Annotated in this window: 10 protein-coding genes, 1 other RNA gene and 1 pseudogene; 5 read left to right on the plus strand and 7 right to left on the minus strand. The window is 39.5% G+C overall.

Annotated elements, in window-relative coordinates; genetic code table 11:
* Nucleotides 1-6: 6 nt before the first annotated feature.
* Together PNIG_RS11985 and fabB are read right to left on the minus strand one after the other, a co-directional pair.
* Nucleotides 7-1,128, minus strand: a complete 1,122-nt coding sequence (locus PNIG_RS11985; RefSeq protein WP_089368571.1) for a 4-phosphoerythronate dehydrogenase — start codon at nucleotides 1,126-1,128, stop codon at nucleotides 7-9.
* A 110-nt stretch (nucleotides 1,129-1,238) separates the two neighbouring features.
* Nucleotides 1,239-2,450 (minus strand): beta-ketoacyl-ACP synthase I, encoded by a 1,212-nt coding sequence (gene fabB, locus PNIG_RS11990; protein WP_089368572.1) that lies wholly within the window; start codon nucleotides 2,448-2,450, stop codon nucleotides 1,239-1,241.
* 181 nt (nucleotides 2,451-2,631) lie between these two features.
* Between fabB and mnmC the strand changes: the two genes are divergently transcribed.
* Together mnmC and PNIG_RS12000 are read left to right on the plus strand one after the other, a co-directional pair.
* The gene (gene mnmC / locus PNIG_RS11995; protein WP_089368573.1) at nucleotides 2,632-4,641 is read left to right on the plus strand and encodes a bifunctional tRNA (5-methylaminomethyl-2-thiouridine)(34)-methyltransferase MnmC2/FAD-dependent 5-carboxymethylaminomethyl-2-thiouridine(34) oxidoreductase MnmC1; all 2,010 of its coding nucleotides are present in this window, start codon (nucleotides 2,632-2,634) and stop codon (nucleotides 4,639-4,641) included.
* An 82-nt stretch (nucleotides 4,642-4,723) separates the two neighbouring features.
* Nucleotides 4,724-5,359 carry an SDR family oxidoreductase gene (locus PNIG_RS12000; RefSeq protein ID WP_011328740.1) on the plus strand — a complete coding sequence of 212 codons (636 nt, stop codon included), beginning with the start codon at nucleotides 4,724-4,726 and terminating at the stop codon, nucleotides 5,357-5,359.
* 5 nt (nucleotides 5,360-5,364) lie between these two features.
* Here PNIG_RS12000 and PNIG_RS12005 read toward each other — a convergent pair whose 3' ends face one another.
* A complete protein-coding gene (locus PNIG_RS12005; protein WP_089368574.1) occupies nucleotides 5,365-6,123 on the minus strand; it encodes a sulfite exporter TauE/SafE family protein in 759 nt (252 codons plus the stop codon).
* Nucleotides 6,124-6,718: 595 nt separating this feature from the next.
* Between PNIG_RS12005 and gltS the strand changes: the two genes are divergently transcribed.
* A complete protein-coding gene (gene gltS, locus PNIG_RS12010) occupies nucleotides 6,719-7,933 on the plus strand; it encodes a sodium/glutamate symporter (RefSeq protein WP_011328742.1) in 1,215 nt (404 codons plus the stop codon).
* A gap of 440 nt (nucleotides 7,934-8,373) precedes the next feature.
* A complete protein-coding gene (locus PNIG_RS12015; RefSeq protein WP_244181037.1) occupies nucleotides 8,374-9,561 on the plus strand; it encodes an ATP-binding protein in 1,188 nt (395 codons plus the stop codon).
* A gap of 40 nt (nucleotides 9,562-9,601) precedes the next feature.
* On the opposite strand, the pseudogene PNIG_RS12020 reads toward PNIG_RS12015, so the two are convergent.
* The 3 genes and pseudogenes from PNIG_RS12020 to ssrA form a co-directional block, all read right to left on the minus strand.
* Nucleotides 9,602-9,787: pseudogene (locus PNIG_RS12020) on the minus strand (tyrosine-type recombinase/integrase); the annotation flags it as partial.
* 191 nt (nucleotides 9,788-9,978) lie between these two features.
* On the minus strand, nucleotides 9,979-10,152 hold the full coding sequence (locus PNIG_RS19955) for a hypothetical protein (protein ID WP_157696010.1): 174 nt from the start codon (nucleotides 10,150-10,152) through the stop codon (nucleotides 9,979-9,981).
* A gap of 160 nt (nucleotides 10,153-10,312) precedes the next feature.
* Nucleotides 10,313-10,669, minus strand: a transfer-messenger RNA (tmRNA) gene (gene ssrA, locus PNIG_RS12025).
* A 269-nt stretch (nucleotides 10,670-10,938) separates the two neighbouring features.
* Between ssrA and PNIG_RS12030 the strand changes: the two genes are divergently transcribed.
* Entirely contained in the window at nucleotides 10,939-12,564 is a 1,626-nt protein-coding gene (locus PNIG_RS12030; RefSeq protein ID WP_011328770.1) for a DUF342 domain-containing protein, read from the plus strand.
* Here the strand turns inward: PNIG_RS12030 and rnt are convergent.
* The gene (gene rnt / locus PNIG_RS12035) at nucleotides 12,548-13,246 is read right to left on the minus strand and encodes a ribonuclease T (RefSeq protein WP_011328771.1); all 699 of its coding nucleotides are present in this window, start codon (nucleotides 13,244-13,246) and stop codon (nucleotides 12,548-12,550) included. The genes PNIG_RS12030 and rnt overlap by 17 nt on opposite strands.
* Between the last annotated feature and the right edge of the window lie 159 nt (nucleotides 13,247-13,405).

Consider the following 13,405-nt stretch of genomic DNA (forward strand, 5'->3'; position numbering starts at 1 on the left):
GTTAAATTAGTTTGCAACAGTAAACCCAAGCTGGGCTAAAGTGGCTAGTTGCGAGCTAACACCTTGTATTGTCAAAGTGCTAAATTCTCGTCTTTCAGGGTAGTTTTTACGTAAACTATCAAAACCGTTATTTGCTAAATCACGCAGTAAAATACCGTCATCACGGCGTACGTCGTAAATTAAATGCACCAAACGCGCAATATCAGCTTCATTAAAATTTTGTCCTAATGTAGCTTGAGTAATTGCAGGCACTGGTAAAAATTCGTCGAGCGACCTTGTTGCTTCTATCCCTTTGAGTTCACAAAACTTTTGATACAATATTTGTGTACCACGGGCTTTCCCTTCAAGGGTATGCCCTGCAATATGAACGCTTGCATAGCGCACATGCTCTAGTAGCTCAGTTAAAATAGTGGGTTCGTCTTCCCATACATCAAGTACTAAATCTAAATCGGCACCCGCTTGCATCACTTCTAGTAATGCTTGATTGTCAATCACATCACCACGGCTTGCATTAATTAGCGTAAGCCCGGGTTTGAGCGCTTTTAATCTGGCTTTATCCATCATATGTAGCGTTTTATGCTCGCCACTTTTTATAAGAGGAACATGAAAAGTCACAATATCTGACTGCGCAAGTAATTGATCAAGCGCTACGTGCTCGTTTAATAAGCCTTGCGCATGTTTTATTGGATCACATAAAAGTACAGTTAAATTCAGCGCTTGTAATTTTTGCGCCAAACAACTGCCAATACTGCCAACGCCAACTATACCTATTGTTTGATTATTAAGTGGGCGGGCGTTTTCTTGGCTTAAGGCATATAAACTGCTTATTACATACTCGGCTACCGCAATTGCGTTGCAGCCCGGCGCGCTACTAAAGGCAATGTTTTTATCATTTAATAATTGCGTATCAATATGATCAACACCAATTGTTGCGGTGCCAACAAAGCTTAATTTGTTTGCATGTGCTAAAAGTTCATTATTAACCAGAGTGACTGAGCGAGTAAGCAGCACATCTACGTCTATTAGTTGATCGGCTGTTAATTGTCGCCCATCAAAACGCTCAACTTCACCAATGTCTGCAAAGTACTGCTCAACTAAAGGCATATTCTGATCGGCAAGAATTTTCATACAGAGTCCGTTTGGCAATTAAGAGTCGCTATTGTAACGAACAACCTAGGCTTTGCACAAACTAAAAAGCCGAGCAATGCTCGGCTTTAGGGTATTTAGTAAGAAACTAATTAACCTTTATATTTACTCATAACTAAAGTGGCATTTGTACCACCAAAGCCAAAGCTATTCGACATTACAGTATTTAACTCAACATCACGACGTTCAGTCACAATATCAAGACCTGCAGCTTGCTCGTCTAGTTCATCAATATTAATTGATGGTGCAACAAAGCCATGCTCTAGCATTAATAGTGAAAAAATAGCCTCGTGAACACCCGCCGCACCGAGGGCGTGACCTGTCATTGCTTTAGTTGCGCTGATCATTGGTGAATTACCACCAAATACGTCTTGAATCGCGCCAAGCTCTTTAACATCGCCTACTGGAGTAGATGTGCCATGCGTATTTAAATAATCAATACTTTTTACGTCTTGCATAGCTTGGCGCATACAGCGTGCAGCACCTTCGCCAGAAGGAGCAACCATGTCGTAACCATCAGACGTTGCACCATAGCCAACAATCTCTGCGTAAATATGCGCACCACGTGCAAGAGCATGTTCAAGCTCTTCAACCACAACAATACCGCCACCACCAGATATAACAAAACCATCGCGGTTTGCATCATACGTACGTGATGCTTTTTCTGGTGTTTCGTTATACTTAGTAGAAAGTGCGCCCATAGCGTCAAATTCCATTGCTAAAGTCCAGTGCAGCTCTTCACCACCACCAGCAAAAACAACATCTTGCTTGCCAAGTTGAATTTGTTCTACTGCATTACCAATACAATGCGCTGATGTAGCACATGCCGAGCTAATAGAGTAATTAACACCTTTAATTTTAAACGGAGTTGCTAAACATGCCGACGTGGTGCTTGCCATAGTACGTGGCACCATATAAGGACCTACACGCTTTACGCCTTTTTCGCGTAAAATATCAGCCGCTTCTACTTGCCATTTAGATGAGCCACCACCAGAACCAACTATAATACCCGTGCGCTCGTTTGACACTTGCTCGTCAGATAAACCTGAGTCTGCAATCGCTTGCGTCATTGAAATATAAGAATAGGCAGCAGCATCACCCATAAAACGCATTGCTTTGCGGTCAACATGTTCTTTAACGTCAATATCAATTTTACCCGACACGTTGCTACGTAGCTTGTAATCGGCAAATTCTTGGTTAAACGCAATGCCACTACGGCCTGTTTTTAACGATTCTAATACTTCTTCTTTGTTGTTACCAATACTTGATACAACACCGATACCTGTAATTACGGCTCTTCTCATGGGTAATTCCCTTAGCTTAATACTTAATTGCGTTCTATTTTACGCGAATTTAATCATCTAAGTGGTCAGCTTTCTAGCGTACACTTGTACTCTGAACTGCTAGCTTATAAATAACGCCAGACTATTTCAAAGAAAACACGTAAAATAATTAAAAAATTTCATCTCTAAAATTAAATGGGTCATGATAAAAAACGCCAACATTCACTTTAACCACCAAGGCACACCTGTTGCCAATGACTTCGATGATATTTATTATTCTGACGATAATGGCTTAGCTGAATCTTATTATGTGTTTTATCAGCAAAACAATATAGATACACGGTTACAAAGCCATGACCAAGCACATTTTGTTATAGCCGAAACCGGTTTTGGCACCGGCCTTAACTTTTTAAATACATGCCAGCACTTTACTGACCACCTTGCACGCCAACAAGTTCAAAAGCAACTAGACTATGGTGTAAAACGGCTACACTTTATTGCCTTTGAAAAACACCCATTGAGTATAAGCGACTTAAGCAAAATATTAAAAGTATGGCCTGAACTTAATTTATTAAGTGAGCAACTTATCAGCCAGTATCCCATTAATTTAGCAGGCTGCCATCGGCTTGAATTTAATAATGGGACAATAGTGCTCGACCTATATTTTGGTGATGCACTGGAATCGATTAAAACAATGAGCTATCCGCGCTCCGGCATAGTAGACGCTTGGTTTTTAGATGGTTTTGCACCGAGTAAAAACCCTGACATGTGGCAGCAAAGCCTGTTTGATACCATGGTTAACATTTCAAAAATAGGAGCTACCCTTGCTACCTTTACCGCTGCTGGCTTTGTTCGCCGTGGGTTAACCGATGCAGGCTTTACCATGCAAAAAGTTAAAGGGTTCGCGCACAAACGTAGCATGCTAATTGGCACATTAAAACACACTAACGATACACAATCAGCGCCAAGTTATTTTAATCACGATGTTAGCCCGCTTACTAATGTGGCGGTAATTGGTGGTGGTATTGCCAGTAGCTGTATTTTATACAGCCTAGCTAAGCGAGGTATTAGCAGCCAATTATTTTGCCAAGATGCTGCACCCGCTATGGGGGCATCGCACAACGTGCAAGGAGCGGTATACCCTCATTTACAAGCAAAAAACTCTCCACACAGCGAGTTATTTGCGCATAGCTTTTTATATGCCAAACGGCTTTATAAACAATTACTCAATGATGGTTTTAGTTTTGATCATAGCTGGTGCGGCGTATTGCAGCATGCAGTAAAACAGCCACTCACTGATCGCCATGAAAATTTAGCCCAGCAGCAATTATGGCCACAAACATTAATGCGTAACGTAACCGCAGAGCAAGGAGATACTATAGCCGGCGTTACTACTGGTTATTCTGGCGTATATTTTGAACAAGGTGGCTGGGTAAATCCACCACAACTAGTTAATGCTATGCTGAGCGCCGCCCATTGTTTATCGCCTTATGAAAGTACTTTTAACTGCCATATAGAACAATTAGAAAAAACCAGCAACGGCTGGCTACTTTTTAGTAACGGCAAACAGTTTGGCCCCTTTAGCGATGTAATTATATGTGCAGGTGAGCACAGCGATGCATTTGCACAAACCAAAGTATTACCAATCGTTGGTGTACGCGGACAAGTATCGCATGTGCAATCAAGTGAGCAATCAACTAAACTAAAAACGGTGCTGTGCCATAAAGGCTATTTTACACCCGCTTATTTAGATCATCATTGCATGGGCGCAACGTTTGAAAAAAACACCAAAAGCCGACAAGTAACTGAGCAAGACAACCTTAGTAATCGCGAGCAATTACTCAACTTTTACGGCCACTGTAATTTTGCAACTAGCTTAGGCAATATAACCGCAGCAAAAGCCGCAGTGCGTTGTAGTTTTATTGATCACTTACCTATGGCAGGAGAGTGGGTAGAGCAAAGCGATTACCTAACTGCCTTTGCTAATTTACGTTTAGGTAAACGCTATCAGTACCAAGCCCTAAGTAAAAAACAACAAGGGCTACATATTTTCACCGGCTTTGGTGCACGTGCTTTATGCAGTGCGCCACTTTGCAGTGAACACTTAATTAGCAGTTTAAACAACGAGCCGCGCCCGCTCAGCGAGCGTGTAAGCCAAGCTATTCACCCTGCTCGTTTTATAGTGCGTGATTTAATTCGTAATAAAATTTAATCAGTTAGCTATACTTGAAAGGTATACCAACGAGTCACGATCTACTGTAAGCTGAAATAGCAAACAAATTTAGGAGTTAATGATGAGTAAAACCTTAATTATTGGCGCAAGCGGGCAAATTGGTAAAATGACTACCGAGTTATTACTCCAGCATGAGCATAATGTAATCGCTTTAGTGCGCAATAAAAATAAACTAAGTGATTTAAATAGCGTACATTTAACTATTATCGAACAAGATTTAGAAAGCGATTTTAGTGACGTAGTAAAAGACTGTGAGCAAGTTATATTTGTTGCTGGCTCAGGCGGCGGTACAGGTGCTGATAAAACCTTATTAATTGATCTGTGGGCTGCTACTAAGGCAATTAACTTTTCAAAAGAGCACGGGGTTAAACACTTTATTATGGTGAGCTCGTTAGGTGCTGACGATCCTGATGCAATTCAAAGTGATCTAAAACCTTACCTAGTAGCTAAACACATGGCAGACAGATACCTAATAAATAGCGGCCTTAGTTATACCATTGTACGACCGGGTGCATTAACCAACGAAGCTGCATCAATGCTTATCAGCACAACACGACCAAGCGATCGTTCAAATGCAAAAATAAGCAGAGAAAACGTTGCTCATGTTTTATTTAACATTGCGCAAAACCAATGTAATAGCAGTTGTATTTTTGAGCTTTTTGATGGCGACAGCCCTATTAAAGCTGCGGTAAAATAATCTGCTTATAGCAATATTTCACTTATGCCTTGCCAAGCCAATTGGCAAGCCATAAGTGTTAATATAACCTTAAAAATAGCTTTAAAACGTGCTGTAGGCATACGTTTAAGTAAATAAATACCTAACCAGGTGCCTAGCGCACCACTGGCAATCATACCTATCACCAATGGCAACCATTGCCAAAAGCTAAACCCAATAACAGTATAAACAAACGCCTTTAACACATGCTGTAGGGTCATAATGCTAGAAAACGTTGCAGTGAACTTTAATTTGTCATAATTATTAATATGCAAATAACTCGCTACTAGCGGTCCACTTGCGCCAACAAACATAGAAATAAATGCCGTTATTAAACCCGCAACTAAACGCCCCAGCTTTGAGTCGTTTTTAAATTTAGGCGTTTTACCCCACAATAAATAAACCACAAATACCGCAACCGCCAACTTCATACCATCTAACTGAATATCATTAACTACAGTGCTAGAGATGCCAGCGCCAACCAACCCACCAAGCGTAAAGTAAATAAACATACTTTTATCTATATGTTTAATGCTCAACACTAGTCTATTTGCATTCGATCCTAATTGTACTAAGCCATGCACTGGCACCACGACCGTCATTGGCATAATTGATGCCATAACAACTAATAACATCAGCCCGCCACCGGCACCAAACGCGGCAGATACAAACGATGTAAAGCCTGCAAGTACAATAAGTAACAGCGCTATACAGGGAGTAACAAACTCTGTAGCCAATAAATCCATATTTATGCTCTAGGGTGAATAACACCTTATATTGAGGCTTATTTTAGTGATTTTGTATAACCATTAGGTATAACACGCATAGTTTAAATTGCGTTCAAAAAATATAAGCATTGTGTAAAGCCACAGCACATTAAAGCTCAGCATTAAGTTAAAAATATGCCTCCAACAATTAATTATAGATTCTATTTTAAAGTTAATAACCCGCTATAAATGAGCCAAAACGCGTAACGAATAAAAGTGAACTGTCCCTTTATCTATTCAACTTTTAACAATTACACCCAACTTTGTTTGTTGTAAAAAAATACAACCACATTAAAACTAATAAATAAGGATTACTTTATGGCTGTGTTTGCTGCAAAATAGTATACAAACTTAAAATATGCATCTTGATCGGTAACCGGTATATGCTAAGCTCCTGCCCTCAAAATTAAACTTTGCCTGTTTTTAATTAATGATTTGCTAAGTTGCAAGGTACTGCTTTTGCTTATGGCGCTCTAAAGTTTTGAACTGCTAATCTGTTGATTACCTCTTCACGGTCAAACTTTGGTTCATGTGCAAACAAAAATATACCGTATTAAAAAGGTTAAATGCGCTTATGAATATTGAAATTTCTATTATAGAAACCTTGTTAGTTTCTTTGTTAATACTTTTTGCAGGCTATTATCTCAATAGCAAAATTGCTTTTCTTAAAGACAACAACATTCCTGAACCCGTTGTGGGTGGTATTGCCTTTTCTATTATTGCGGCCATTCTGCACGTTTACTTTGATATTAACTTTCAATTCGATATGACTTTTAAAACCCCATTAATGACCATGTTTTTTACCACTGTTGGTTTGGGTGCGAGTTTTAGCTTATTAATTAAAGGTGGCCCTAAAGTCGCGCTGTTTTTGGGCGTCGCAACAATTTATTTATTGGTGCAAAATGCCTTAGGTATATCTATTGCGGTAGCAACCGGTATGGAGCCTTTAATGGGGTTAATTGGCGGCTCTGTAACACTCTCTGGTGGCCATGGTAGTGGTGCTACGTACGCTGATTTGTTTATTAATGAATATGGTATGCAAAGCAGCGTATTTGAACTGGCAATGGCAGCCGCTACGCTTGGGCTTATTCTTGGTGGCTTAGTTGGCGGCCCAGTCAGCAGGCGCCTCATTAATAAATACAACTTAAAAGCAGACACTTCATACCATGAAGAGCGCGATGACACAGTTACCTTCGACCCAGATGATCACGACCTAGTAACACCGCGTAAAATGATGGAAACCTTGTTTGTTATATTATTATGTATGTACTTAGGCCGCATGGGCTACGACGCATTAAAAGCAATTGACGTTATTTTACCAGCATTTTTAATCCCATTATTATTTGGTGTTTTTATTACTAACCTTACTGAATTTTCTAAAATTTATAAGGTAAGCCGCGCCTGTATAGACTTATGGGGCACCATGGCGCTATCAATGTTTTTAGCCATGGCTTTAATGTCGTTAAAAATATGGGAGCTGCTGAGCTTAGCCGGCCCAATGATATTTATGATTTTAGTACAAGCCGTTATGCTAATGCTGTTTGCTTACTTTATTACCTTTAGAGTAATGGGTAAAAACTACAACGCCGCAATAATAGCGGGCGGTCATTGTGGTTTTGGTTTAGGCGCAACGCCTACCGCAGTTGCAAATATGGAATCTTTAGTATCTCGTTACGGCCCCTCACCACAGGCATTTTTAGTAGTACCTTTAGTCGGCGCATTCTTCATTGATATTACCAACGCACTCATTATACAGCTGTATTTAAGCTTTCCTTTTGTTAGCGGTTAATAGCCGCACTTAAGCTATTGTATTCACGTGAGCCAGCCCAAACGCTGGCTCACATTTAATAACTAACCCTGTCGTAACCTCCAATCGTTTTTAGCAAACCTAATATGGACAACTCGTTCACCATCACAATATTAATCTTGTAAAAGCCACCTTAAATTACAGCCATAAAAAAGCCATTATTGGTTGAACTGGAAGGCTCACGTCCGAAAAGCCTCGATTGTTACTTGCAACCAATAAAAACAATGAGTTACTTTAAAATCAAAACCTTAGTTTCTTGTAGTATCTTCTAAAGTCTTGTGTAATCTTTTGTATTTGGGCATTATGTGGACATAATAAAAAAGCATAACTACTGGCAGTAATGTTTTGCTCTCAAACTACTCTATGAGGCTTGAATTGAAAAAATCAACCCATTTAAACCTAACAGTCCTGCTCCGACCGCAATGTTTGCAGGGCGTATAAATGAAATTAACACTTTTGAGCATGGCTTACACCAAACTAGAAATGGTAGTCCAACTCACTTTTTAATTACAGGTGAGCGAGGCATTGGAAAGTCATCTCTTTTGATGCTCTATAAACCTCTTGCTGATGGAAGTATTGCTACTGAGTATGGCAATATGAATTTTGTAACCATCAATACTTCAATATCCCCTCGAACAAACTTAAATACTTTCATAAAAATTATTGATAAAGGTTTGAAGCGTGAATTGGGCAAAATAGAATCTGTGCGCTCTTTCTTAAATGAAACATGGAGCTTTGTTCAACGCATTAAAATTATGGATTCAGGAATTGAGAAAAATTCTGTAGCTGAAGAACCTGACCTAATAATTGATGATTTGGCATACTCTTTAGCTGAAACTTGTAATAGAATTACAAACCCAGAAAAGGGTGAACAAGCCAAAGACGGTATTGTATTTTTCATTGACGAAGCTGACGCAGCTTCACCAGAATTACATCTTGGTTACTTCATTAAAATAGTTACTGAGATGCTACAACAACATAACTGTACTAACGTCATGTTTGTGATAGCGGGTTTGCCTGAGGTAATTGGGAAGTTATCAGATTCTCATGAGTCTTCGCTACGTATTTTTCATCATTTAAAAGTAAAAGAACTACTTAAAGAAGACAGATATTATGTTATCGAACAAGGAATGAGTGAAGGTAATAGAGTGAATCAGGATTTAACTACCATATCTGATGAAGCTAAATCTAGAATATCCACTTTATCTGAAGGTTATCCCCACTTTATTCAACAATTTGCGTATTCAGCATTTGATATTAACGATGATGGTGAAATATCTGAACATGATGTACTAGCTGGAGCATTTAATGAAGGCGGAGCTTTAGATTCAATTGGGCGACGTTACTATGCATCTCAATATCATGAGCAAATAAAATCAGACGAATATAGAGATGTTCTCGCAATTATGGCTGAAAGTTTAAGTGCTTGGGTCAAAAAAAGTGAAATAAGACAAAAGTTTACCGGTAGTGATCAAACTTTAACTGACGCCTTAAAAGCTCTTACTAACCGAAAGATTATTCTAAAAAACCCATCAAAACTTGGGGAATACCGTCTTCAGCAGCGTGGTTTTGCTCTTTGGATAAAGATGTTTGGAAATAGAGACAAATAAAATGAGATTTATCCAATAGCTTTTAACGCTGTAAATACTTTTAGCAGTTAATCTTAGGTCCAAACCTAATAGCATCTTCTAAATGACTTGGTGCAAAGTGCGCGTAAACCATGGTTTGCTCAATCTTTGCATGGCCAAGTATTTGCTGTAGCACCAAGATATTACCTCCGTTCATCATAAAATGACTCGCAAAAGTATGCCTTAAAACATGGCTGCACTGACCCTTTGAAAATTAATAGCGGACAAGTATTTAAAACTCTTTCAATTTAAGAACTTATTTATTTTACGTGAATAAAAGCACTACTAAATTATTAGCGTATTAATTGTGTATAAATAACTTATTTAATCTGACAATTGCCGGTTTTTTAGCACCAATTCGCTTCATCAGCCCAGCTTCTTTTAAACCTTAACCCACCTTTAGATAGTGCTCAACGACGTTTCGCTAGCGACAACTAACTGTGCGTTTGTAATATGAGGATCGTTGCTAATAAGGTTGATTATTAATTTATCTACATCAGACAGTTTTAAACTCTCAGTTCCCCCTTCATTTTTTAAAAGCTTAGCTTCGGTTACTGCATCAAAAATCATCACTCAATGAAAAGCGCTACCTGCTTCGTGGGTACTTTGGCGAATAGCTTAATGGGTCTGTGATCTTAATTAACCTTTATCCATAAAAAAACCCGCAAGCTTGATTTCTCAAGCGTTGCGGGTTTTTTAGGGTTTTTAGACAAACGAATCTAAAAACCGATATTGGTGGAGCTGGGGGGATTTGAACCCCCGTCCGAAAAGCCTCGACCGTCGGTACTACATGCTTAGTATTGTCATTTAATTAACCTTTAAGTCCCGGACAAACACGGTAAATAAAGGCGAGGCCGCTTAGTTTTAACGCTTCAACCCCGGCCAGGGTTTCCATCGCGATCAGGTGTTAGGGTGACACTCCAAAATCTAGTCCACAAGAATACATAGAAGGAGCGCTAGCTGGCCTAAGCCGCTAGAGAGTAGTTATCGTCGTTTGCGATTACTTTAGGTTGCGGCTGTTTAACGAGGCAAACCGCACCTCGACATGCACCTTGGGCTTCTTGAATTCCGTCGAATCCTAATCAGCCCCTGAATTAGTAACTCATTCAGAGCGTACGGCTAGTATAACCGAGTAACATGCTGATACTCAAGGGCCTTCGACGCTTTATTTTATTTACTAAGCACTATTGTGCATTAAACAGGCAAAGCTATGCAAACAACCCGAGTAAGCAATAACATTTACTTAACACTCTCTCTGCTTTGTGCTCAAATACGAGATTAAAATTTATTTAATAACAAATTTTGATCTTTATATAAAAAATAAAATAATAACAGGCATATTACGTAGGGAATTTATAAATGTCGGTTTTCTCATTTAATCAACAAACAGGGTACTTGTCTTTATTAAAGCATCCTATAGACAGTGGTTTTATAGCAACAACAACACAGTTAATAACATTGATAGAGCAATCTCAGTATTGTGACTTTGAGATTATAGCTGTCAATATTAGTAAGCTATTTGCGCAAAGTAAAAATTATCAAAGCGAATCGTTAATTGTTGCACACGCAATTAATGCCGCTATTACTATTAATATTGATGACAAAAATATGGTAGCCGAAGCAACGATTAAAACGGCAAAAGGTGGTGTATTGCTATCAATGCAAGACGCACAAAAAGCACTTTTTGATGCTGGTATTAGTAAGGGCATAAGCCCACAAGCCTTAGATAACTTTTTAGGACAGCAATTTGAGCACCCAGCAGGAAGCGAATATTCTGCAATTATTGCGCATGGCCGTAACCCTAAAAAAGGCCTTGACGCCAAATTTGTACGTTTGTGTTCAACCGCACAAGATCGCGTACTTAGCCCGCAAGCTAAGGAAGGCGGTAAAGTTGATATGAAAAATTTAGGGGCAATTATTACGGTAAAACCAGGCACGCCACTTATGCAGCGAGTTGCGGCTACTTTAGGTGAAGATGGTTATACTGTATTTGGCGATATTATTTTAGCAAAGCCCGGAAAAGAGCATCAATTGCAGCCCTTTGAGGGAACCAAAATAGATCCTAATAACCCAAATATATTAATAGCTGATTGCAAAGGCGTACCAGTTGCCCTCCCCCGTGGAATGCGTGTGGATGACGTGTTATGTTTTGATAACGTAGATGTAAGCACCGGCCATATTAACTTTACCGGTAGCGTAATTATTAGTGGTGATATTAAAGATGGTATGCATGTTAAAGCGAATGGCGACATTACTGTTTTAGGCTTTGTAGAATCAGGAACAATACACAGTAAAGGTGCAGTAACCATTATGCTAGGTGCCATTGGCCGAAAGCGCGAAGTTGATGAAGCATTTAGTTGCCACATAATTGCTCAGCGGACTATTTGCGTTGGATATGCGCAGTATTGCCACATAGAAACAGCGCAAGATCTCTTTATTGAACGCCAGGCTTTACATTGTGATTTACGCGCTAAGCGATTAATTAGAGTAGGAAAAGCGAACAATCCGCGCGGTAAAATAATTGGCGGTAATATATTAGATGCACTGCGTCTTGAAACTGGTGAGCTGGGTGCGCCCGCAGGAACTAAAACCAAGGTGTTTTTAGCACAACATTGGTTTGAACTGAGAGAAAAGCAAACTGAAATTTTTGACTTTGAAAAGCTGCTTGCTGATAAATCTGCTGTGCTAAAAAATGCGCGAATTAAGGCCAACAAAATCCCAGCGCCGGCACAACGTCAACTATATTTAGATAAAATAAAACTTAACGAGCAGCATATACAAACACGTACTGCCCAGTTACAACGTCAAAAACAGCTTATTAAGCATAAAATAATGCAACTATTGGCCACCAGCCACTTAAAAGTTAACGATTTAATGCATCCGGGTGTGGAGCTTAAAATAGCAAAAGACACTAAGCAGTTTTCGCGTATTTATCCGCCCCATTTAGTCAAGCTAAGCGAAGGTAAAATTACTCAGACGTTTTAGCATCATCGCTGTCAATATCATCTACTTGTAACTCAGTATCGGTGTTTTCTAATGGCGCTAGTGGCCAACCGCCTAGTTGTTGCCAGCGATTCACTATTAAACAATAAAGCTCAGCGGTACGCTCTGTATCGTAAAGTGCTGAGTGTGCTTGGCTATTATCAAATTCAATACCCGCTGCTCTACATGCTTTGGCAAGTACAGTTTGCCCTAAAGCAAGCCCTGCTAACGATGTAGTATCAAAACTTACAAATGGATGGAACGGCGTGCGCTTTATATTATTGCGCTCTATTGCTGCATTTAAAAAACCATGATCGAATGCTGCATTATGCGCAACCACAACTGAACGTTGGCAGCCGGCTGCTTTTTGCGCTTTGCGCACAACTTTGCAAATTTCTTTAATTGCATGCTCTTCAGGCACGGCACCGCGCAGTGCTGAAAATGGATCAATACCATTGAACTCAATGGCCGCTTGTTCAATGTTAGCGTCTGCAAACGGTTCTACATGAAAGTGCACCGTGTGATCTATGCTAAGCAATCCTTCATCATCCATTTTTAAAACAGATACTGCAATTTCTAATAAAGCGTCGGTATCTTTATTAAACCCGCCAGTTTCAACATCAATTACCACTGGAAAAAAGCCGCGAAAGCGTTTTGCGAAAAGTGTTTGCTCAGTATTTGCCATAGTCTTCTTGGTTTGTAGGTGTAAGCCATCTATTATGTCAAAATTGGGGGCCTTTCGGCTAGGGGATTTATTGATTAATTATAGCTAAAACTATAGGCATGTAATTTGCTTTACAGTTAGAGCTTACTCAGTATTGTTTACTATTAAGTGCTATTACAC

Origin of the sequence: Pseudoalteromonas nigrifaciens (assembly GCF_002221505.1) — a bacterium.
Classification (GTDB): Bacteria; Pseudomonadota; Gammaproteobacteria; order Enterobacterales; family Alteromonadaceae; genus Pseudoalteromonas; species Pseudoalteromonas nigrifaciens.

Excerpts from the sequence above, each read along its gene's own strand:
- fabB (WP_089368572.1), bottom strand. The coding sequence starts at position 2,450 with ATGAGAAGAGCCGTAATTACAGGTATCGGTGTTGTATCAAGTATTGGT.
- rnt (WP_011328771.1), bottom strand. The coding sequence starts at position 13,246 with ATGGCAAATACTGAGCAAACACTTTTCGCAAAACGCTTTCGCGGCTTT.
- PNIG_RS12000 (WP_011328740.1), top strand. The coding sequence starts at position 4,724 with ATGAGTAAAACCTTAATTATTGGCGCAAGCGGGCAAATTGGTAAAATG.
- mnmC (WP_089368573.1), top strand. The coding sequence starts at position 2,632 with ATGATAAAAAACGCCAACATTCACTTTAACCACCAAGGCACACCTGTT.
- PNIG_RS12005 (WP_089368574.1), bottom strand. The coding sequence starts at position 6,123 with ATGGATTTATTGGCTACAGAGTTTGTTACTCCCTGTATAGCGCTGTTA.
- PNIG_RS12030 (WP_011328770.1), top strand. The coding sequence starts at position 10,939 with ATGTCGGTTTTCTCATTTAATCAACAAACAGGGTACTTGTCTTTATTA.
- PNIG_RS11985 (WP_089368571.1), bottom strand. The coding sequence starts at position 1,128 with ATGAAAATTCTTGCCGATCAGAATATGCCTTTAGTTGAGCAGTACTTT.
- PNIG_RS12015 (WP_244181037.1), top strand. The coding sequence starts at position 8,374 with ATGTTTGCAGGGCGTATAAATGAAATTAACACTTTTGAGCATGGCTTA.
- gltS (WP_011328742.1), top strand. The coding sequence starts at position 6,719 with ATGAATATTGAAATTTCTATTATAGAAACCTTGTTAGTTTCTTTGTTA.